This is a genomic window from Lysinibacillus sp. F12, from assembly GCF_057773605.1.
In genome coordinates, this window is sequence record NZ_JBYMLP010000002.1 from 117,198 (window position 1) to 139,843 (window position 22,646).

Sequence of the window (22,646 nt, forward strand, 5' to 3'; positions counted from 1 at the left end):
AATCCTGCACGTGTCAATAATGCTTATAAATGATTCAATGCTTTGACACTTACTTTTACGGTTAAATCATGCTTGCCTCCTGAATAAACCCCTTCAACAGGGCTTATATCACTATAATCTCGGCCAATACACAAAATAATATGGTTTTCTAATACTTCCACGTTATTGGTAGGATCCAGACCAATCCAGCCAATACCAGGTATCATGACTTCTACCCAAGCATGTGTTGCACTATCGCCGACGAGAGCTGAATTTTCATCGACATATAAATAACCACTAACATAGCGTGCAGGAATTCCTTTAGAGCGTAATACACCCAGCATAACATGAGTGAAATCCTGGCATACTCCACGCTTTAGGGCAAATGCCTCACTAGCTGTTGTACTTACATCTGTTGCTGACGGGTCGTATTCAAAACTAGAGTATAAGTATTGCATTAAATTAAGCGAAAAGAGCACAGGATTTTCAGCATGGCCTATCGCATGAAAAACCTCCTCCAGCTGTTGCTCTGTCATATACGTAAAATGAGTTGCTTTTAAATAGGGAAGATAATGTTCATAAAATAGCTGTGAGTGAAAAATAGTCTGCATTTCGGGTGAATATTGAATACGATGAATAAATGGCGCACGCTGGATACTGACAATCGACGATGTATGAATTTCTAGTACTTGATGCTGCTCCGGGATATAAAATGAACCTACTGTATTTCCCCAAATATCCGTATGCTCACGGGTAAGAGAGGATGGAGTAATTGCAATTCGATAGGATAATAGCCGTTGACGCTCATCACTGCGTGGCTTTAAGCGAATCGTATTTAAACTTTGGTCGACTTCAGACTCATATTGAAAAATATTTGTATGTTGAATTTCAAATTTCATCGTGTCCGCTTCCTTCTGCTTACTGACTTGCCTGTTGAAAGGGAGCTGTGATGGATTCCTTTCAAGGTTGTACGCTGGGTTCATATAAATGATAGATTGTCGAGAATGTTTCGCTAAAGGCAATCCATTGACTCAATCTTTCCTCCATGATTGTAATGGCTTCCTCGACGCTCATTGTCCAAAAATCAAGATGATTGAATGCTAAAACAAAGCTTTTGATGGTCGAATGGAGCGTTAAACATTTTGGTGATAAAGGATCATGCTCGATGGACTGGAAAGCTTCTTCTAATTTCTTCAGACAAAACATGACCGAGCAAGGAACATGTTCATCCTGCCATAAATATCGAATGCCCAATAATAAATTTGTTTGGCGATGCTTCTGCAAAAAGGATTCTTTTGCGGCAGCAAGCTCTAATAAAAATGTACCATCCATCTCATGAAGGGATTGGCCTGTTATTTTCTGTTGCTCGAGAATAATTAACGACATCCGCATCGTTTTTTCTGCTCTTTCCAGCCATTTCCCAATTTCCATGAAATAAAAGGGGAGATCGCGATCCATTGTGCCCTCGACCAGTCCAGTCACCATCCACAATGTCTTCCGCACTTCCTGTAAAAAAGCTTGAAGATCAATTAACGGGATAGGTCGATCCATTGTTAGTATGTCCTGCTGCTTCGTTAAATAAAAGGCATTTTGTATTTCCCATAGCTCCGCAGGTAGACGATCTCTTGTCACTCGGGCATTTTCTCGAATGGCACGTAAGGTAGCAAGGAGGGCGTTGCCATTTTTCTCGGAAAACAATAGATAATCAATTAATGGATTAACACGTAATGCTGTATAATTGGCTAAATACTCCTCCTTCGAGGCACAAATATTTAAAACAGCCTCCCAATGATCAATATAATCATGTTCTTGCCCAGATTGCTCCAACATATTCAACAGCTGTACCTGTAATATATGTGTATTGGTTTGTGTGCGTTCACTATACCGTGCCATCCAGTATAACGCGTCGGCTACTCGACTCAGCATGCTGCACCTCCTCCTTTAAAATCCATGTGTCCTTAGCACCGCCGCCCTGCGATGAATTGACCACAAGTGAACCTTCTTGTAAGGCCACTCGTGATAATCCACCTGGCAATACATAACAATCCTCACCCTTCATGGCAAACACACGTAAATCCACATGGCAAGGATAAAACCGCCCATTTTGAAAGGCTGGTGCTCTGGACAATTTTATGGTTGGTTGAGCAATATATTGGCATGGATGCTTCATTATTTTTCCCTTAAACAGAGCGATTTCTTCCTCACTTGCATGGGGACCAATGAGCATATCATAGCCCCCGGAGGCACTTACATTTTTAATGACTAGCTCCTGAATATGCTCTAATACCCATGCTCGCTGTTGCTCATCTTCTAAATGATAGGTTTTCACATTCGGTAATATAGGCTCTTCTTGAAGGTAATAGCGAATCATATCAGGTACATAGGCATACATCGCCTTATCATCTGCCACGCCATTGCCAACAGCATTTAAAATGGCCACATTGCCAGCTTGGTAAACTGCCATTAAATGAGGGACACCTAACAAAGAGTCCTCACGAAATGCAATCGGATCTAAAAAATCATCATCAATCCGGCGATAAATAATATCGATTTGTTGTAAACCGTAAATGGTTTTCATATAAACCTTCAAATCCTGTACGACCAAATCGCGGCCCTCTACTAGTTGAATCGTTAAATGCTGAGCTAAAAATACGTGATCATAATAGGCTGAGTTGTACATACCTGCTGTTAGCAGCACCGCTTTTGGTTCTCGTCCTTCCTCCATAGTAGGTGGACGATGAGCAAGCAGTGCTTTTTTCATGTTAGCCATCTGCTTATCCAGAGATAAAATAGTATGCTTAGAGAAAAATTCAGGATACACCTCCTTCATGACGTCACGGTTTTCAAAAACATAAGAAATGCCAGAAGGATTCCGTAAATTATCTTCCAGCACGAAATATTCACCATTCTCATCCCGTATTAAATCAATACCTGCTAAAAATATATGATTAGCAATTGGTACCTTAAGTCCATGCATGATTGGTGAGAAATATGGATTATTTTCTACCAACTGTCTAGGAATATAGCCATCACGAATGATTCTTTGTTCATCATACACATCTTGTAAAAATAAGTTCAGCGCTTCCACACGTTGCTTGACGCCTACCTCAATAATTGCCCACTGTGTTTGAGGAATAATGATAGGGACACAATCAAAGGGCATGGTCCTTTCGGTTCCACCTTGTGCACCATAGACAGTAAAAGTAATTCCTTGTCTGAGAAAGCTTGCTTGTGCTTGCCGATATTTCTCTTCAAGTTGCTCCTGAGAAAAAATGGATAGCTTATGATGAAAAGATCGATAATGGGGCTTCGGTTGATTGCCATCAAACATTTCATCGAAAAACAGACTAGAATCATATAAATTCATCCTATGAATCCCTCCGAATTTGAGTAGTAATAAAAACATGGTACACTGTGAGTAAATACATAAAAGGAGCTAACATTCATGACAATCATTAATCTAATGCAAGCTTATGAACTTGATAAACTATCTAAATTAAATTATTCAGACGAAGAGATTTTGCGTGCTTTACGGGCGGGGGATGTATCAGCTTGGCAGGAACAAGTCCCAAACTATGAATTTAGTGAAACAATGGCACTTTTCCAGGATGGCGAACAAGAGTTCTTAGATGCGTTACATGGCCATTATCGAATTAAGTATGTAACATTGCCTGGCATCCAACGTTTATTGCATCTACGCTTTAATCTTGAAGAAGGGGTAGATTACCAACTTTTAGAAAATGGTATCCAACATTTGATGTGTGATGAGGAAACGGTCACAAAACTACAGCAAATGTTATCGACGAACTGGTCACTTACAAAACAAGGTGATGAGAAGTACTCGGTTTTTGTAAAATAGTCAATTTATCCAAATAATCCCATGCGTGTTGTGAGACGAATCGACATGGGTAGTTACCCACCTTTCTAATTTTCGAGTCGCCTCACAAACCAATAGAAGTATACTAGATTTTAATATTCATCGAACGTCAACTTTATACCTAAAAACCAGTAACTGTCACAATTCTTTTCTTATTTAGTCAAAGGATTCCCTTTAAAAAAAGGGGATCTTTTTTTATTTGTATACACCGAATGTATGTTCTTAATAATAGGAAAATGACCTATTTGTCCAGATAAAGTTCCCAAATTTATATTTGGGAACGTTTTTTATGGTAAAATAGAGCAAATAGAGGTGATTGGAATGCAAAAAACAAAACTACCAAAAATCATGAAGGACTTTCTTGTTTATTTAACGACTATCAAAGGAAAGTCCCAGCGCACAAGAAAAGAATACGAATATGATTTGTCTTTATTTTTCCGTTTCCATACAGCTGTTCAGGAGGATCTGAATATAGAAAATTTAGCAGCAATTGATATTGCCACTATTTCAATAGAAGAAATTCGAGAGATTACATTGGAGGACCTTTATTACTTTATGGAATACTGTGAGGTACAGCGTGGTAATTCTGCAGCTTCAAGAGCACGTAAGGTGGCGACATTAAAATCCTTTTTCAAATATTTAAAAGGCAAACGGCGACTTATTGAGGAAAACCCAGCAGAGGAATTAGAATCGCCGAAAATTGGTCGAAAAAGACCTATCTATATGAATTTTCAAGAAGCTACACAATTTATAGATGGCATACCAGTCAATCAGGCGTCACCAAGAAATTACTGTATGATGATGTTTTTCTTAAACTTAGGAATTCGTGTGACGGAGCTATGCCAGCTCAATATTACATCGATACAGGGACGTCATTTAACTGTGGTCGGGAAGGGTAATAAGGAGCGAACTGTCTATTTGAATGATAGCTGTATGCAGGCACTAGCAGACTATGAAAATAGTGGGAAAACACCGTATAAAGGGAACGGAGATGAGCCTCTTTTTGTTTCACAAAAGGGAACACGTTTTACGCGTCAAACGGTTGCCAAAATCGTGAAACGTATTAATCAGCAATCAGGTCTTCAAAAGGAGCGGCTTACACCACATAAGCTGCGCCATACTTCTGCAACAATGATGTATAAAGCTGGTGCTGATATTAGAAGCTTGCAGCATATTTTAGGGCATTCAAGTGTAGCAACCACTCAAATTTATACACATATTGAGGATGAGCAGCTACAGCAGGTTTTAGAAAACAATCCATTTAATATGGTGCAGGAAAGATGATTTACAGCCATCTCTGTCGAATATAATGGTATAACGAATAAAGGGGGTAGCGTATGCTATTATTAGCAAAGAATCAATTTGATGCTACAAGAGAGCAATTACTTCAGGAGATTAACCTTTTAAGTGATGCAGAATTTAATAGCAAGCCAGATGCACAAAGTTGGAGTATAGCACAAATCTGTCATCATCTTATTTTAGTAGAGGAAGCCACTAAGAAGGCTATTACTTGGGGCTTAACATCCCAAGAACAATTGGCTCCTGAACGAAAGGATATGCGACTGCTGTTAGACCGTACACGAAAAATTCAAGCACCAAACATAGTGGAACCTTCGGAAGAGCCCTTCCAGGTTCAAAGGATGCTGGAATTGTTAGCAACCACAAGAGCGGACTTCCTGGGATTTTTAGATACCATTGAGGATGCGGATGCTTTAACCAAGCGTACAATGAAGCATCCGGCTCTTGGTGAATGTCCACTAGATCAATGGATTGAGCAGATTTATCTTCATGAACAACGGCATATTCAACAAATTCAGGAAATAAAAAATAACTGACAACAGACTCCATATTGATGTGAAAACCCATCTATCCTTTAAGCAGATAGATGGGTAATTTTTTGCGTGTTTATCATTAATCATTCTTTTCCATTTATGTCAGTGTAAATGGCTTTAGCTGTACTGTCCACATACTCAGAAAAAAGCACACTCCCATGGCTATAGGGTTCCATGAGGGGGTCAGTATCCAACAAGTGATGCCAGTGCGAATCGGGAACGCAAAGATAGTTGCGGTCCATTAGAGGATGTACATCCTTCTTTATAAATTCATCATGGACAAAAACTCCAATAGCTAGAGGCGCTGCGAGTGTAGGTGTATTGGCTATCTTTTCAAAGCCTAATATTAAAATGATTTCTTCTTCAAAGTGTTTATCTCCCGTAATCAAAAGGTTTAGAAGGCATCGTTATTTTACCATTGAATACCGTAAAACACGCCTTATTTTGGAAACACTACGTTCATAAGCGCAAAGCGATGCAAGCTTGTGGCGATTTTTTTCTATCATAAATACTTGACGTTCCTCATAATCTGTTATATATTAAATAAAAATAAAAACAACTGTTATAAAACAGATTGAACCAAGGAGGAACTTTTCATGTCAAAGTATCGAGATGGGTATGAATTTTATTGTGAAATGTGTGAGCGTTATGGGCTAGAACCAATTTCTTTCCGCTATTATGTATTACAGCTATCACAGCAGCAGCTTTCTGCCTATAATATGCAAGCGAAGCAATTAGGAATTTAAAAGGATATGGTTATGATGGAAGCCGACACGAATATTTTATGAAAAGCCCAGCCATACTAAGTAAAATGGACTGGGCTTTCATCTTTTTGAAGCTAATTTCAGAACATTCATTGATTTCTAAAGTAGAGATGTAGATAGATTATCAAAATAAAATACAGTTATAGTTCCAGGAAAAGTAGCTCAAATGAAAGGAAGAATTAAAGATGACTGATTATCGAGAAGGCTATGAATTTTATCGACATATATGCGAGGAGCATGGATTAGAGCCCATTAATTTTCACTATTATATATTAAATTTATCGCAAGAGCAGTTAAATGCTTATAATGAGCATGCTAAAACATCTGGAGGATCAATAGAATATGAGGTCTCCTAACTATTAAAATGCCTTACTGCTCATAAGTGACAGTAAGGCATTTTTGTCTAATCAATTTTAAATTCTGAACAATTTATACGTTATTAGTTTTTTGTATTTAATAGAGAAATAGCCTAAGGAAAATACTATCAATAGTACAAAAGTATTTAAAAACCTTAAAATTAGACAATGTTTTTGAGTTAATAATAACTAATATTTGTATTTTATATCAAAAACTATTCCAACCTTCCTGTGAATGATTGCATATTTGGGTTGAATTAACTGCTTTTCTAAGACTATAATATAATTACAGAAAAAAGGGCGATATACCACAACTTTATACCTCGCTGTAAAATAAAGCAAAAGTACCAAACCCTTCATATTTTAATGAATGGAGAATGAGAATGATGAATATCACGCCTAGTAGTAATCAAATGAACTACAGTCTTAAAGAATTGCAAGATATTTTTTCCGCTATGAATAGTTCCATTATTGTGGCAATTACAGATCGTACCGGAAAAATTACTTTTGTTAATGATCATTTTTGTAAAATTTCGAAGTATACGCGTGAAGAATTAGTAGGCCAAGATCACCGTTTACTGAACTCAGGCTATCATCCTAAATCTTTCTTTAGAGAGATGTGGAGAACAATTGGAAATGGTGATATGTGGAATGGCGAGGTTTGCAATCGTGCGAAAGATGGCAGTTTATATTGGGTGAAGACTACTATTTTCCCATTCCTTGATGAGCGGGGAAAGCCCTATCAGTATATCGCTATACGCGTCGATATTACAGCGCAAAAGGATATTAAAAAAATTACCCACATAGCCTATCACGATGAATTAACAGGGCTACCAAATCGTCGTAAATTAGAACAGCGTTTAGAAAATGAATTCCATCAATCTCGACGTTCAGGAGAAAAATTTGCGTTATTTTTCATTGATGTGAATCGTTTTAAACACATTAACGATGGACTTGGTCATATTATCGGTGATATGTTTTTAGTGGAAATGTCGAATCGTTTGAGAAATATTGATTATACCTCTAATTCTTTTTATCGTCACAATAGTGATGAATTTGTCATGATTTTAAATGATGTGAATCGTATAGAGGAAATGGCCAAGGAAATAATAGGTGTCTTTAATGAAAGCTTTGTCGTAGATAACTATGAATTTTATGCGAGTATTAGTATTGGCATTAGTATTTTCCCAGATCACGCAAACACGGTAGAAGAATTACTGAAAAATGCTGATATTGCCATGTATGCTGCTAAATCTACGCGAGGAAATCAATATCGCCTTTACCGTGACAATATGGATGAAGCGAACGATAAATGGCTTTTACTAGAAACAAAATTACATCAAGCTTTAAAAAACGATCTTTTAGAATTACATTATCAGCCCAAAATCGATTTAAAAACAGACACAATTATTGGTATGGAGGCTTTATTGCGCTGGTATGATCCCGAATTAGGGCATATTCCGCCAGATCGATTTATTCCATTTGCTGAAGAATGTGGACTCATTAATGATATTGGGGTATGGGTGCTAGGTAAAGCCAGTGCACAGGCTAAACTTTGGAATGAATCCCATAATCTCAGATTACGTGTAGCAGTTAATATTTCACCCATTCATATTAGTACTTCTGGCTTTGTAGAGATGGTGAAGGATGTTATTGCAGAAACAGGCATTGACCCTCAATTATTAGAAATTGAAATTACCGAAATGAGCATGCTCGATTATACAGAAGATCTAATTAATACAATTAATCAATTGAGAGCTCTTGGGATTACGATCTCCTTAGATGATTTCGGGACAGGCTATTCTTCACTAAATTACTTAAAAAAATTCCCTGTGGATGTACTTAAAATTGATCGTGCTTTCGTGCGTGATATCGTTCCTGAAAAATCAGGCATCGCGATGATTTCGGCGATGATTTCTTTAGCTCATGCGCTCAACCTACAAGTAGTTGCTGAAGGTGTTGAGGAGGAGGCTGAATTAAACGTACTTCGCGAGCATGGCTGCGAGTATGTGCAGGGCTATTATTTTAGCAAGCCTCTTTCTGTCGAGGATTTTACAAATGTTATTGTCCAGTCGTTCACTAATAGCTCCAGTTATTAATTGCTATTTATGAATGATTTTGCTAAAGTGAAAGATAATATACATGACAATTTGATGATGTGGCCAAGTAAGTTAGAATAGTGAAACAGAAAATATAGCATTTGCTGAGAGCTATATCACCGCTTCTTTACTGAACACCTACCACGGAGAAGTTATGAAAACATAACCGAGTCGTTTTCGTTACTAAACGCTAGAGGGTTTTAAGCTTAGCTTAAAGCTAAATTCAAGGTGGTACCACGTCATTCCAGCACAAAGACGTCCTTTATACAAGGACAGCTTTGTGCTTTTTTAATTCAGGAAATCGAATACTTAAAAAAATGGAGGTAAGTACGATGTCAAAACAACTAGAAGATTTTTCAAAATGGTATATCGAAACCATTCAAAAAGCAGATTTAATGGATTATACGCCCGTTCGTGGCTGCATCGCCTTTAAACCAGATGGCTACGAAATTTGGGAGCATATACAGGAGGAAATGGACCGTCGTTTTAAAGACACAGGCCATCGTAATGCGTATTTTCCTATGTTAATTCCTGAATCCTTCTTCCAAAAGGAAAAGGATCATATTGAAGGATTCTCACCTGAGCTTCCTTGGGTGACAGAAGCAGCAGGTGAAAAATTAGAAGAACGCTTAGCACTTCGTCCAACATCTGAGACGATGATTGGTCACCTTTATTCAAATTGGATTAAAAGCTACCGTGACCTACCTGTTCTCATTAATCAATGGGCAAATGTCTTCCGATGGGAAAAGAAAACATTGCCTTTCATTCGTACCTCAGAATTCCTTTGGCAGGAAGGGCATACGGCCCATATAGATGAGGAAGATGCACGTAAAGAAACGATGCAAATGCTAGACATTTATAAAGAAGTGGTGGAACAAGTTCTAGCAATTCCAGTCTATGATGGACAAAAAACGCCATCTGAACGTTTTGCAGGAGCTGTCGATACGTATTCAATTGAGGCGATGATGAAAAATGGGAAGGCTGTGCAAGCAGGTACGTCCCATTATTTAGGAACAAAATTTGCGGAAGCCTTTAACATAAAATATTTAAATAAAGCGAATCAGCACGAATATGTCCACACAACATCTTGGGGGACATCTACACGTTTAATTGGTTCAGTCATTATGGTACACGGTGACGAGCAAGGACTAATTTTACCGCCTCGAATTGCTCCAACCCAAGTAGTGTTAATTCCAGTAGGACCATGGAAAAAGAATCCTCAAATTATGGAGCAGCTGGATGCAATTTTTGCGGCTTTAAAAGCGAAGGGGATTCGCGTGCGACTTGATGATTCAGACCAATCGCCAGGCTTTAAATTCAATGAATGGGAACTAAAAGGAGTGCCTGTTCGTATTGAATTGGGACCACGAGATCTTGAAAACAATCAAGCATTATTGAAAGCGCGTGATGAGGACGAAAAACAAACGATTGAATTAGCAACTGTTGTGGCAGCTATTGAGGAAGAATTGACGACCATGCAAGCACGTTTACTAGAAAAGGCTCGTCAATTCCGAAACGAAAATACACATTCTACGATTGATACACTGCCACAATTACAGCAGCACATTGAAACAGCTAAAGAAAACGGCTCTATTCCGGGCTGGGTACTTGCTGGATGGTGTGGGAAGGATGTATGTGAGGAAAAAGTGAAGGAAGAAACAAAATACACAACTCGCAATATTCCATTCAATCCGCCAACAATAAAAACGACTTGTATTTGCTGTGGAAATGAAGCAAAACATACGGTTTGGTTTGCCCAAGCATATTAATAGTACACTAACCCCTGAACGAAAACTCAGGGGTTTTGTTCTTCTATGTGAAGAAATTGAATACATGCTCCAACGAATGAATCTCGGCATATGGCTGAATATCCGTGTCATTTTTGCGCATGGATGGATTAAACCATATGCCCTTTATATGTGCCTGTTGACACCCACCAATATCCTTTACTAAGTCATCCCCAATGAAAAGAGTATTCTCTGGTTTTACATTAAGTCTTTTTAAGGCAATTTCAAAGATCCGTCCATCTGGCTTACTCCATCCTACTTCCTCAGAAATAATGACCGTATCAAAATAGCGGTCTAAATTCGTATAGGATATTTTAGCTTTTTGTCTTTCTACGGAGCCGATGTTAAAACTTTATAAATTCTTACAAAATAAATTGTAATTATAAGGTTAAATTCCCTGTTCAACGAGTCCCGCCTTGCCGAAGCTACTACGGTTTGATATAACTCTCCGAGGGCTTAAATTCCCGTGCATCACACGGTACATATCTAGGATTTAGTTTGGAGTTAAGCTTCCTAGATTGAATAATTCGCTAAATTGATTGAAGCATTCAAATCACGGTCGATTTTCAAGCCACAATCGCACCTGTAAACACGGTCTTTCAGTTTCAAATCAGATTTAATTTGACCGCAACAAGAACACATTTTAGACGATGGGAACCATCTGTCTGCCACTGTCACATCAATACCAAGATAAAATTTGGCTTTGTATTCGAGTTGTCTTCTAAATTCGAAAAACTTTTGATTTGCGACCAATTTTGCCAAGTGTTTGTTCTTCATCATGCCCTTGACATTTAAGTCTTCAACGACTATCTTGCTTGGTTTTTGCTTGATAATCGTCTTTGTAGCTTGATGAAGGTGATTGTCCCTAATGTTCGTCAATCGTCTGTCTACTCGCTTGCGAAGCCTCTCTAATTTTAAAATATTATGGGTCTTCACAAACTTCTTGCCATCTTTGTTTGCCTCGTATTTTCTACTGATTTTATGGGACATCCGCCGATGCTTCTTCTCCAAACGCTTGACTTCACGTTTTTTGTTGATGTTGTCGAAGCTCAAACCTTCCACGTTGGTAACAGCCAGTTCTTTAATTCCCAAGTCAATACCGATGGATAAATCTTGGTTAGGTGTCCAGTATTCTTCTGGGGTTTCAATCCCACAAGTCAGATACCAGTTCTTGTTATCGTATCCGACACGGACGTTGGAGACCTTGATTTTATCCTTTTTGTAATTTCCTTGAGGCAGTCTTCCTTCGTCTTTCATCTTGACGAAGCCTATCTTTTCGAGATAAACCTTGTTCCCGTAGACTTTCAGCTTACGCTCATCATGATAGAAGGAAGGCTTTGACTTGGACTTTTTCTTGAACTGAGGGTAGCCTGCATCGGGGAACGGGATTCCTTTTTTAAGGTTTTCCCGAAACACCTTGAATGCCTTGGTCATATCTTGGAATACGTTACGCCAAGCGTCAGCGCTGATTTCACCTAGCCATAGATAATCCTTATTGGACTTCTTGGCATCAGTAATCATCTGCCTAGCCTGAGCTGTGGAGACGCTATTTCCTTTTTCGTATTCGTCTTTGATATAACCAAGACCAACATTCCAAGCGCCCCTTGCGTGGTTGGCTGTTTTCCATAACATCGACTCTTGTTCTTTCGTGGGATAGAGCTTGATTTTAATGGCTTTAATCATCTTTTTTCAGCTCCTTAATCAGTTCCTTAGTTTTCTTGGAACGTTTCCCTTGGAGCTTGCAACTGAACACTGTGATAATCTGAACCAAATCCTCAACGACTTCCTCCTGTTCGGATTTCTCATTGTGGTCGATGATTTCGATGCTCACATTGTTCTTGTCGCAAATGTTTTTGATGAGTTCGTAGCCGAATCGGACAAGCCTATCCTTGTAAAGAACAACGATTTTAAAAGGCTTTCCTTGCGCCAACAGATACGTCTTCATGTTCTGAACCTGTCGCTTCAAATCTGCTTGCTGCTTCTTGGAGCTGACACGGCAATAACCAACCACAATCTTTTCCTCGGCTATCTTCCCGAGTTGCTCTTGTAATTGTTCTTCTGAATAATACCTATAGCCTGTATCTGGGTTCACGTAGGCGGGCTTCAACTTGCCTTCTTTATCCCAGTTACGCAAAGTCTGAGGATTGACATCAATAAGGTCAGCGAATTTTCTTATCGAATATCTTTGCATTACAATCACCTCTAAAGTAATCATCACACAAATACCTTAAAATATCACAACTATTTTATAAAGTTTTATAAAGTTTTAACCGTTCACTATCAAACGCAACTTTGACAGCAGTTCTCTTATGAACTTCTCATGCTTTCACATGAGCGCAGACTATATGTTTACCCAATTCCTTGGGTAGAGGATTTTTCCACCACCATAAGCTTGTGATGTACTCCCGTCAGCTATACGGGATAGTCGTTGAACGTTCCCCAGTTTAAAGGGGAGTCGATGCGGAAGACCGATTGTTCCATAGCACTTAGGATTTAACCTTATGCCATCCAGATGATTTTTTTTACTTTCGTAACCGTCACGCACGGCTTTCTATATAACATTACAAACATTATTTAATTTGTAACAATTTATAAAGAATTTGTTACCGTTTGTGATAATACCCACTTTCATTTGCTGCTTTATCCGATGAATAATCGTTAATGTATCTTCACTGACAGAAAAGCATTGAGGAAAGTGATGGTTCCAAAAGTCTTGAATAGCATGTTTTGGCATGCCATATTGAGGCGGAAAGTCATCAAAAAAAGAGGCTACCACATCCGTTTTATCACTTTTACCAAAGTATTTTTCATCATATTCCCTAAATTTTTGTCGCATTTCATTTTTTATCGCATGCTCGTCATCCACATAACACATTTTTACTAGCCTAAGAAATAATTTATCTACTGCTTCATCTCGATTCAGTAAGGTGTTATCTAAATCAAATAACATAGCTTTACAACCGTTCAACTAAGTCACGACCTTTCATCCAATCAGTGACGTTTTCCTTTAATAAAAAGGTATCGATAATATCTATCGCTTTCTTAACCATATTAGATGGCAATGCATCTAAAGAAAAATAGGCTAGCTGTAAACTCTCATCGTCAAGCATTGTTAGCTGCCCCTCTATTTGTTCAGCTATAAAGACGGCGGTTACTCCATAAACCTCATCTCCGTTTGGATATAGATAATAGTCCTGTTGACCAGATAGCATGGTTATAAAACGAAGTTGGGAAGTCTGTAGCCCAGTTTCCTCTAATAATTCACGTCTAGCTGTATCCTCTAAGCTTTCGCCAGGTTCCATCGCTCCACCAGGTAACCCCCACATTCTTATATCAGAGCGTAGCTGTAGAAGAATTTGTTTCTCCTCATTAAAGACAATCACCGTCGAGCCTACTAAAATAAGGGGCATTGTCCCAACCTGTTGTCTTAGTGCTTTTACATAATCACTCATAACATTCCTCCTTTTCCCATCAACCGTTAAGTACACCTTAACATAAATATCCAGACTCATCGTATGATTGTGATAAAATAAAAGGGTGGTTTCCTAAAATCAAGGAACTTGACTATGCAATGCGATAGAAGGTTGTATAGGTCTCAAAAAAATTACAAAGAAAGTCAGTTTAAAAGGAGAAATAGAAATGACAGAAACAACTGGCTGGAAAAATAATGCGCGTAATCATCCATTCATCGCTTCATTCAGTGGGGGAAAGGATAGTGTTTTAGCTTTATATAAAGCATCACAGGTGGGGCGAGCAATTGGTCTCATTGTCATGCTGGAGGAGGAAGGGAAGCGCTCTCGATCTCACGGTATGCCACCTGAGCTTATACAGGCTCAAGCCGATTCTATTGGATTGCCAGTGTATACAGCTGCTGCTAGTTGGACGGAATATGAACATGTATTTATCGATCTTTTAAAAAATGCGAGAAATCAAGGGGCAGAGGTGTTAGTTACGGGTGATTTAGATATGCCTCAGCACGGCTGCTGGCATGATGAGGTTACGAAGAAGGTTGGATTAAAGCTTGGCATGCCATTATGGGAGATGAATCATCGGGATGCTGTTGATGAATTTATTCACTTAGGGTTTGTCACGATAGTGGTGACAGTGAATTTATCGTTAGGGATGACAGAAGAGGATTTAGGACGAATACTTACCCCTGATTATATCAAAGAGCTGGAAGAGCGTAATATTGACCCTTGCGGAGAAGGGGGAGAATTCCATACGACAGTTTTGGATGGACCTCTTTTCCGATATCCCATCAAGGTTCGTAAATGTTCTATTATTCGAGATGGGGAATATGCATTTTTACCATTAGAACTTGCTTAAACATAACCTAATCACAACGATGGATGCCTGTTTAATGGCGTATGCTACATGAGGTTACAAAAGCATCACATCCAAAACCAATCATAAAAAATGAGCACAAAGGTGATCACCTTTGTGCTTTTTGTATTTATAAGTATAAAATCCATAACAAAATGTCCAAAATAATAATTGACTAGACACTAAACGGTGTCATATAATTAGGACACCATTTAGTGTCCAATTAGAAAGGGTGGTGGTTTTGAATAATAATCATCAAGAGCGTGATGTGTATGTAGCCATTGCTGACCCTACAAGACGCCAATTGATTAATTTATTAGCAAATGCCGATGAGTTACCGCTGCACGAATTAACAGCTCATTTTGAAATGGGACGTACTGCTGTGTCTAAGCATTTAACGATTCTGAAAGACGCAGGACTTGTGATCGCTCGAAAAGAGGGTAGAGAAACAAGATATAGGCTCAATGCCGCCCCGTTGAAAGAAATACAAGATTGGATATCGATTTACGAAGACTTTTGGAAAGCAAGAATTTCAAAATTACATTTATTATTGGGGGAAGACAAATGAAACCAGATGTAGCATTAGATTTTAAATTTACAAGTTCTATCGAGCAAGTATGGCATGCCTTAACGGATTCGGATACACTTGCAAAATGGATTTGGAACAATGATTTTAAGCCGATTGTAGGTCATAAATTTCAATTCCGTGCTGAGCCAAACGAATGGTGGGATGGCATTGTCGATTGTGAGGTACTTGAAATTGAAGAGCCTCATAAACTATCTTACACATGGAGAAGTGCAGGAGAAACTACAACAGTAACGTGGACTTTGACACAAGCAGCTGATGGTACAACTCAGTTACATCTCGATCAGGGTGGATTTAGTGAAGAAACAAAAGCTCGTCAAGGAGCAATTGAAGGCGCTAAATACGCTTGGACTAACATGGGTAGTCAGCTCGAAAAAGTATTAGCCTAGTAATTGAATCAGCCTTTATGAAAAAGAGCGCAATTCCTTCAAATGAATTGTGTTCTTTCATTTTCCGAAGGTCGTTCTTCATAGGTAAATAAAGTATCCTTGTGAAAATAGTAAACACGGAAGGAAAACAGAATGAAGATTAATCAACTAATTGCTAATAATATTAACCGTTTACATGTCGACTTACCAGAAGACTTATCCCTTGGCATTGCAGGCTTGTCTGGGTCAGGGAAAACCACCTTTTGTCAAACAATAGGGGAAGAGTCCAAAAAGCGTCTTGTTTCTTTATTACCTAAAGCTGAATATCAATATTTATTTCCTGCGATTATGGAAACAAATTTTAGTGCTATTAAAATGGAGGATATGCCATTAGTTCTTTTTCTAGGGAAATCATCCATATCTACAAATCCACGTTCAACTATCGGTACGCATACAGGTGTATTTAAGGAAATACGTGATCGTTTAGCAGAAGAGTTTCAATTATCTCCAGAAGTTTTTTCCTTTAATAATGCGCTAGGCTGGTGTCCGACATGTAAAGGACGTGGTACGACGAAAAATGTTGAATGTAAAAAATGTCAGGGGAAGCGCTACAGTGAGGAGGTAGAACGTCATCAGCTACCATTAAGAGGTGAACTGTATAGTATTTCCGATATTCATCAATTAAGTGTGGAAACGATCTATTCCTTAGCAACGGAATTAAAGATTAGTGAAGAGAAGCAACATATTCTTCAAAATATTATTCAAATGAATATTGGTTATTTAACATTAAACCGCATTATGGGGACATTATCAGGGGGAGAATTAACAAGACTGTATTTGGCTGAGTTTATGGCAACGAGTGAGAATACAGTGATTATTGTTGATGAAATCTCTGTAGGTCTAGATCATGACACACTCCTGAAAATTTTAGAGCAAATTCAACGACTAGGCTCTAAAAATCAAATTTGGCTAATTGATCATTCGGATACAGTTTTAAATACAGCAGATAAACATCTATTCTTTGGACCAGGTAGTGGAAAATACGGAGGAAAAATCGTGGAAGAATCCCCTCGACCACAGCCCATTTACTGGGAACGAAGTCAGGTAAGACCTAAGACCTTCTATCAATTCCGTGACCTATATTGCCGCAATATCCAAATGGACGAAATAGAAATTCCACAAAATCAGCTTGTCACCTTCACAGGAGAGTCGGGCTGTGGAAAATCAACATTGGTGAATGAGTGTATCGCAAAGGATTTTGTAAAACGTTACCCAAAAGATAAATTAGTGATGGTAGGGCAAGATCGAAATCAATCGATTACAAGTCGATCCACCGTTGCGACATTTCTCGATATTAAAAAGAAGTTAACGAAATATAGTGAGGAAATCGATGATATTTTTCAACGCTCGATTGAAGATATTATCGTGGAGCTCCCAAAGGAAGATATTGCTCATAAACGGTTAAGCTTGCTCATCAAACTTGGCCTAGGCTATTTAACGCTGGAAAGAAAAACACAAACACTATCCACGGGTGAATTTCAATGTGTGCATTTAGTGTCAGAGCTGTTTGCCAATTCTCGAAATCCTCACACACTGTTTATTTTTGACGAGCCTTCCAAAGGATTATCCCAAAATATATTAAACCAATTTATTGATAGTGTGAGGGATATTCTGAAAGATGATTCGATTTCCATTGTTATGATTGAGCATAATGCCTATATGCTTGAAAGCTCTGATTATATCGTTGACTTTGGTAAAAGACAGCAGGGGCCAGTGACACATCTTGATGTAGTGGAGCATGAAGCATATTTTAAACAATCGCACCTTACGAAAAGCACCTCTGACCTACAAATCACATCTACTTTTGCATCGAAAAAGGGTATTCATTATTTACAAGACCATCCTATTAGCTATTTTAAAAATGCAGAAAATATATACAAAGGTGGCATTTTAAAAAGCCTATCATCCATGGCCCGCCTCATTTACGGTGAATATGAATCGAATAAGATAGCCCCTGTCATTGCGATTGATCTTGAGAGGCATTTATACAGCCAATATAGCTTTTTATATGAAATAGCTGGTCTTATCAATCATATTGTCGCGGCCCATCCGACCAATAAGGATACAAGAAGCTTTGATTTCTTTAGCCAAGAAAACCATTGTCCGAGCTGTTCAGGTCGATTACAAATAGAAGAATTCGATTTTGATGTAGTCATCCAAGATAAAACAGTGCCATTCTGGGACGGCTTATTGCATCCAGATGTGATGGAGGTTCTAAAATACTATCAGCATTCAAAATTGGCGTTCCTTTTTGAAGAGATACAAAATGAACTGGGGCAAGATATTAGTAAAAGCTATACTGATATGACAGAAGAAGAAAAGCATACATTTTTATATGGTTATTGGGACAAGTCATTTTATGATAAAGCAACAAAATCCTCGAAAAAATGGGAAGGCTTCAATTTTATTATAGGCCGTTATATCGTCATTTCTAAATCCATTATCAAAGAGCAGATGAAGGAAACAAGAAAGATGGTCCCTTGCCCAATTTGTCATGGTTCGGTTCTTAATCACCAAAAGAAATTACGTTTTGGTGACATAGATATTCGAGAAATCATCCATCAACCGATTGATGAGGTCATCAAAATAGTAGGCAATTTACCACCACTTGAAAAAATCAAAGCGATTGTAGGCAGTGATATGTCACTCATACAGGATGTCTCTTTATTGCCAAGGGAAATGCAAGTAGCACTGAAAATGCTGGAAATAGAGCTTGCCAGCTTTGTGGGCTATGAAATTGTTCTACAAAATACATTGCCATTCTGGGATAAAATTAAAGATAATATTGCTTCCATCAGCCGTAAAAACGAGGTTACAATTTGTGATTTCGCTTCTATTTATGAAACGAGAGACACAATTATTGATCAATATTTTACAAATGGTCAATATAAAAAATTAACGTATGTTTATGAAGCTTTAGGCTACAAAAAAATTGTGACGCAAATCAATAAAGTTAAAGGGAGTCATCCATGTCCATTCTGTAAGGGGAAAAAGGTTCTGACGGAAGAAGGGCTACATGACGGTGTCTATAAATTAACGGTTCCATGCGTCAGCTGTGGTGCAACCGGTATTAATGATGAGGGCCAAAAGGCAATTATCGAAGGTATTGACGTGCATACATGGCTAACGGGTACGGTCAGTGATGTTGTAAAGGAAGGAAACCAGTTGGGGGTAGTGGGGAAAATTCCTATTTTCAATCGTATTAGAGAGTTAAATAAACAAGAGATGATGGCGGTTTATCAGTACCTTGAACAGAACCGTTAAAATCCTACGTTCGAAGCCCATTTGCCAATTGCAAGTGGGTTTTTTTATGTATCACTAATTTTTCCAAAAAAGTAAACAATCAGTGGCGTCTTGGTTGTATGAACCGTACTATAAGGATAGGTAAATCGGCAGTACAAGGGAGGCCTTTGTTTGAAGAAAAAAGTATTGTTATTCGGTGACATTGGCATCGACGATACGATAGCATTGATTTATGCAAGATTACACAAAGAAATCGAAATTGTCGGGTTAATTGCCGATTATGGCAATGTATCAAGAAAGGATGCGGTAGCTAATATTTATTATGTTATGAAATTATTTGATTTTCCCGAGGGAATTCCCGTTATTTTAGGTGCAGAGATCCCACTAACCGGCGAACAGCCAACGTATTATCCAGAAATACATGGAGAACATGGACTTGGTCCGATTATCCCGAACGAAGATCATGACATAAAAATCGAAAACTTTTTGGAAATTGTTAATATTATCGAGAAACACAAGAATGATGAACTAATCATTGTCAATATTGGGCGTCTTACATCCTTAGCGACCATGTTTATTCTTTATAATCAGCTCATGCAACATGTGAAGGAAATTTATATTATGGGTGGGGCGTTTTGGGTGCCGGGCAATGTTACGACCGTAGCGGAAGCAAACTTTCACGGGGATCCATTTGCGGTTAATATTGTGCTCACCTATGCAAAAAATGTCACAATTATTCCATTGAATGCTACACAGAAGGCAATTGTTACACCAGGAATGGTTAATTATATAGACTCATTTGGAAAGACGAAAATCCTTAAACCATTGATGGAATACTATACAAAATTTTATCAAGAACGGGACCCATCACTACTAGGTAGCCCCGTCCATGATGCTTTAACGCTAATGGCAGCAATTTATCCTGAGATGTTCATCTATGAGTCATATCCTGTGATGGTTGTTGATAAATTAGATGGACCTGCTAGAGGGCAGAGCATTGCCGAAACACGACCGTTTGAAAATATAAATAGTGGTAAAAAAAGACATCGCATTGCATTTGATATCCACTATGATATATTCTTCCATCACTTTATATCTATTATGACCGGCCATGATTGGCAATAAATTATTCAAAAACACCGTCTCTTAAGACCACAAAGTCAACATTTACATTTACTTTCATATCCTTATACATTTCATGCCATTTGTCCTTTGTTAAATGGGAATATCTCACAACGCTTCTATATTTCTCCCCGAAGCCAAAAATATCGGATTCCACTTTCTGACTATGAGCAATGACTCTTGCTATTTCCTTCGACAATTTTTTTTCAATGGCTTTTTCAAGGGCAATCACGCTGTCTCGGTCACCCTGATTAATATCTGGAAATACTTCTAATACCCTTGATTTGATTTTAATGTTTAAATCAAACGCAGGTGTTTTTGCATCCAGTAATTTCATCTCTCTTGTCGAGTGGATGGCGTCGAAAGCGACCGTTATTTTATCCGCAGGTTTATGGAGTAATTTAGGAGGAATATCTTCTTGCTCCAAAATGGTTTCATATAAACCTACTTTAAACGTATCTCTGACAATTTTTACATAAAAGCTATCCTTTGCAGGAAGTGTACTAACCATTTTGCCACCTTTAAAGAGAGCTACACCACTTAGCTCCACAAATTCACCATCTCTTCTGATGGTAGGCATAGCTAAATCCTGTCCAATGGAATAATAATCATGAGCAATCTGATGAAGAGTCGCCGAAATCATATATTCCTGTTTCACATTTTGCTCGATTAATCTGAAAACATGCTGACCAATATCCTCAATATTTTGGTATTCGTATTTCAAAAATGGGGCTGCTTTACCTTCCACTACGGCCATATAAATACCGTTGCTGACGCTGGCGTTTTCTAGACTAGTATCAATATAATAACGTAAATCTTCTTTCGCCAATTCTTCACCAAACAAAATAACCCTCATTTGACCAACCATTATTTTTTTTGAAAGCTTTCTGTTCGCTTCCATTCGATTCCCTTTACTTGTGTCATTTTCTGTTGTCAAAATTTCCACTTTACTTTGGAACTCTGGATTGACTTCACGAATAACAGCTGTCGCAGCCATTTTGCTTTCTGTCCCTACATCGTAGCCAACTAATGTGGTTAATCCTACTTTATCTAAAACATTGGTTTGAGCACATCCATATAAAAAAACCAATGAGAGCAGCATAATAAAAGAGCATCTAAGCTTGTTCATTTTTGGTCACCTTCTTTGATGAAACCTTCTTTTTTAATATAGCCAAGATCCATAATAAAATAGGGTAAATAAAAATAACATAAAATGCTATATTGCCAAATACGGTGTTAATCGTATTGATTTCTGTACGGGTTTGAATGATCATTGTGAAAATGAAAACGATGAAGGAAAAAAGCCAAACAAATGTCGTGGCGCGTATTTTGACTAATCGAATGGCTCCGCGATATGCGGCCCATAAATACAGACATAAATTCGGTATAATAATGAGCATCCAAAAACAAACGGCTATAAATTCAAAACGTTCTATAAAAGGGAAGCTGATAAAGCTAAACAATGTCAATGTTGCCCAGATGGTTTTTAGTAATTTTCCCTCACTGTAATAAGCAATGGACACCATCATGACTACTAGATAAATCAATGTCGTAAACAATAATCCTAAATGAACGGGCTTGCGAATATTTTTTTTGTCTTTTACAAAGGGATAAATAACATTTAAGATTTCGAAGCCGATAATGGTAAAGGTCATGGAATGGGCACCCTTTAAAATGGAGCGAATGTCGTTTTCTAAAATAGGAAATAAACTTTCCGCTGAGGCATACTTTATTGGAAAGGCTAGCACGGGTAGTATCCATAAGGAAAGTATGATACTGAAAAAGGATACACCGACTATTACTCGAAGCCCACCTGTAAAGGCATAAATAATAATGACTAATAACGTAGCGGACAGAAACCATGTCCCAATACTAGGGAAAATCCATGCGTGAATCACTTCAATATAATTTCGCAAAACAGAAAAAAAGGCGACAGAGCAATAAGTAACATACAACGCATTTAAAAAATTGCCCATCCATTTTCCAAAAATATCTTGTTGGATGCCATATAAATCATGGGAGCCGTATATGTCTAATGTTTTAATCATGCAAAATGTGACTATATGGGTGGCAATGCCTGCTATCAGAACTGAAATCCATGCATCCTGCCTTGCATCTTGATAGATAATGCGTTGAAATCCCTGTATACCGACCCCAATTTGAGCGCTGTGCACGACAAAAAAGAGCAAATAAGCGTTAATCATCTCTTTTGGGTTAAGTTGTATAGGATTGTTCATTTCTTTCACCTTC

General features: G+C 38.1%; 21 protein-coding genes and 1 pseudogene. 12 read left to right on the top strand and 10 right to left on the bottom strand.

Going from position 1 to position 22,646, the window contains the following annotated elements:
• Nucleotides 1–23: 23 nt before the first annotated feature.
• The 3 genes from AC3CH7_RS07640 to AC3CH7_RS07650 form a co-directional block, all read right to left on the bottom strand.
• Entirely contained in the window at nucleotides 24–878 is an 855-nt protein-coding gene (locus AC3CH7_RS07640) for a transglutaminase family protein (protein ID WP_012294467.1), read from the bottom strand.
• Between the two features lie 61 nt (nucleotides 879–939).
• Complete coding sequence (locus tag AC3CH7_RS07645) at nucleotides 940–1,905, bottom strand: alpha-E domain-containing protein (RefSeq protein WP_197149055.1); 966 nt, start codon at nucleotides 1,903–1,905, stop codon at nucleotides 940–942.
• Entirely contained in the window at nucleotides 1,859–3,346 is a 1,488-nt protein-coding gene (locus tag AC3CH7_RS07650) for a circularly permuted type 2 ATP-grasp protein (RefSeq protein WP_012294469.1), read from the bottom strand. The genes AC3CH7_RS07645 and AC3CH7_RS07650 overlap by 47 nt, the downstream gene beginning before the upstream one ends.
• Before the next feature lie 78 nt (nucleotides 3,347–3,424).
• On the opposite strand from AC3CH7_RS07650, the gene AC3CH7_RS07655 reads away from it, so the two are divergent.
• From AC3CH7_RS07655 to proS, 7 genes are all read left to right on the top strand, one after another.
• Nucleotides 3,425–3,838 carry a hypothetical protein gene (locus AC3CH7_RS07655; protein ID WP_031415882.1) on the top strand — a complete coding sequence of 138 codons (414 nt, stop codon included), beginning with the start codon at nucleotides 3,425–3,427 and terminating at the stop codon, nucleotides 3,836–3,838.
• A gap of 339 nt (nucleotides 3,839–4,177) precedes the next feature.
• On the top strand, nucleotides 4,178–5,140 hold the full coding sequence (locus AC3CH7_RS07660) for a tyrosine recombinase XerC (RefSeq protein WP_036216182.1): 963 nt from the start codon (nucleotides 4,178–4,180) through the stop codon (nucleotides 5,138–5,140).
• 53 nt (nucleotides 5,141–5,193) lie between these two features.
• Entirely contained in the window at nucleotides 5,194–5,691 is a 498-nt protein-coding gene (locus AC3CH7_RS07665) for a DinB family protein (protein ID WP_036168291.1), read from the top strand.
• Between the two features lie 593 nt (nucleotides 5,692–6,284).
• Complete coding sequence (locus AC3CH7_RS07670; protein ID WP_004230023.1) at nucleotides 6,285–6,434, top strand: hypothetical protein; 150 nt, start codon at nucleotides 6,285–6,287, stop codon at nucleotides 6,432–6,434.
• 203 nt (nucleotides 6,435–6,637) lie between these two features.
• Nucleotides 6,638–6,808, top strand: a complete 171-nt coding sequence (locus AC3CH7_RS07675) for a hypothetical protein (protein ID WP_012294474.1) — start codon at nucleotides 6,638–6,640, stop codon at nucleotides 6,806–6,808.
• A 383-nt stretch (nucleotides 6,809–7,191) separates the two neighbouring features.
• Nucleotides 7,192–8,907, top strand: a complete 1,716-nt coding sequence (locus AC3CH7_RS07680) for a putative bifunctional diguanylate cyclase/phosphodiesterase (RefSeq protein WP_227256846.1) — start codon at nucleotides 7,192–7,194, stop codon at nucleotides 8,905–8,907.
• Between the two features lie 332 nt (nucleotides 8,908–9,239).
• Nucleotides 9,240–10,676, top strand: coding sequence for a proline--tRNA ligase (proS, locus tag AC3CH7_RS07685; RefSeq protein WP_036161675.1), 1,437 nt, complete (start codon nucleotides 9,240–9,242; stop codon nucleotides 10,674–10,676).
• Nucleotides 10,677–10,719: 43 nt separating this feature from the next.
• Here proS and AC3CH7_RS07690 read toward each other — a convergent pair.
• The 5 genes and pseudogenes from AC3CH7_RS07690 to AC3CH7_RS07710 all read right to left on the bottom strand — a co-directional run.
• Nucleotides 10,720–11,034 (bottom strand): annotated as a pseudogene (locus AC3CH7_RS07690) (HAD family hydrolase); the annotation flags it as partial.
• A gap of 173 nt (nucleotides 11,035–11,207) precedes the next feature.
• Complete coding sequence (locus tag AC3CH7_RS07695; RefSeq protein WP_036216221.1) at nucleotides 11,208–12,377, bottom strand: RNA-guided endonuclease InsQ/TnpB family protein; 1,170 nt, start codon at nucleotides 12,375–12,377, stop codon at nucleotides 11,208–11,210.
• The gene (locus tag AC3CH7_RS07700) at nucleotides 12,370–12,885 is read right to left on the bottom strand and encodes a MerR family DNA-binding transcriptional regulator (RefSeq protein ID WP_207872879.1); all 516 of its coding nucleotides are present in this window, start codon (nucleotides 12,883–12,885) and stop codon (nucleotides 12,370–12,372) included. The genes AC3CH7_RS07695 and AC3CH7_RS07700 overlap by 8 nt, the downstream gene beginning before the upstream one ends.
• Nucleotides 12,886–13,245: 360 nt before the next feature.
• Complete coding sequence (locus AC3CH7_RS07705; protein ID WP_012294479.1) at nucleotides 13,246–13,644, bottom strand: HAD family hydrolase; 399 nt, start codon at nucleotides 13,642–13,644, stop codon at nucleotides 13,246–13,248.
• A 4-nt stretch (nucleotides 13,645–13,648) separates the two neighbouring features.
• Nucleotides 13,649–14,146, bottom strand: a complete 498-nt coding sequence (locus tag AC3CH7_RS07710; RefSeq protein ID WP_036161679.1) for an NUDIX hydrolase — start codon at nucleotides 14,144–14,146, stop codon at nucleotides 13,649–13,651.
• Between the two features lie 187 nt (nucleotides 14,147–14,333).
• Between AC3CH7_RS07710 and AC3CH7_RS07715 the strand changes: the two genes are divergently transcribed.
• From AC3CH7_RS07715 to AC3CH7_RS07735, 5 genes are all read left to right on the top strand, one after another.
• Nucleotides 14,334–15,020, top strand: coding sequence for a Dph6-related ATP pyrophosphatase (locus AC3CH7_RS07715; RefSeq protein WP_099805833.1), 687 nt, complete (start codon nucleotides 14,334–14,336; stop codon nucleotides 15,018–15,020).
• Nucleotides 15,021–15,258: 238 nt separating this feature from the next.
• Complete coding sequence (locus AC3CH7_RS07720) at nucleotides 15,259–15,585, top strand: ArsR/SmtB family transcription factor (RefSeq protein ID WP_447402287.1); 327 nt, start codon at nucleotides 15,259–15,261, stop codon at nucleotides 15,583–15,585.
• Complete coding sequence (locus tag AC3CH7_RS07725; protein ID WP_036216232.1) at nucleotides 15,582–15,992, top strand: SRPBCC family protein; 411 nt, start codon at nucleotides 15,582–15,584, stop codon at nucleotides 15,990–15,992. The genes AC3CH7_RS07720 and AC3CH7_RS07725 overlap by 4 nt, the downstream gene beginning before the upstream one ends.
• A 132-nt stretch (nucleotides 15,993–16,124) precedes the next feature.
• Complete coding sequence (locus AC3CH7_RS07730; protein ID WP_488381654.1) at nucleotides 16,125–19,295, top strand: ATP-binding cassette domain-containing protein; 3,171 nt, start codon at nucleotides 16,125–16,127, stop codon at nucleotides 19,293–19,295.
• Between the two features lie 150 nt (nucleotides 19,296–19,445).
• Complete coding sequence (locus AC3CH7_RS07735; protein ID WP_447402289.1) at nucleotides 19,446–20,399, top strand: nucleoside hydrolase; 954 nt, start codon at nucleotides 19,446–19,448, stop codon at nucleotides 20,397–20,399.
• Between the two features lies 1 nt (nucleotide 20,400).
• Here the strand turns inward: AC3CH7_RS07735 and AC3CH7_RS07740 are convergent, their stop codons facing one another.
• Nucleotides 20,401–21,525 (bottom strand): Ger(x)C family spore germination protein, encoded by a 1,125-nt coding sequence (locus tag AC3CH7_RS07740; protein WP_447402290.1) that lies wholly within the window; start codon nucleotides 21,523–21,525, stop codon nucleotides 20,401–20,403.
• A complete protein-coding gene (locus AC3CH7_RS07745) occupies nucleotides 21,512–22,633 on the bottom strand; it encodes a GerAB/ArcD/ProY family transporter (RefSeq protein ID WP_447402291.1) in 1,122 nt (373 codons plus the stop codon). The genes AC3CH7_RS07740 and AC3CH7_RS07745 overlap by 14 nt, the downstream gene beginning before the upstream one ends.
• Between the last annotated feature and the right edge of the window lie 13 nt (nucleotides 22,634–22,646).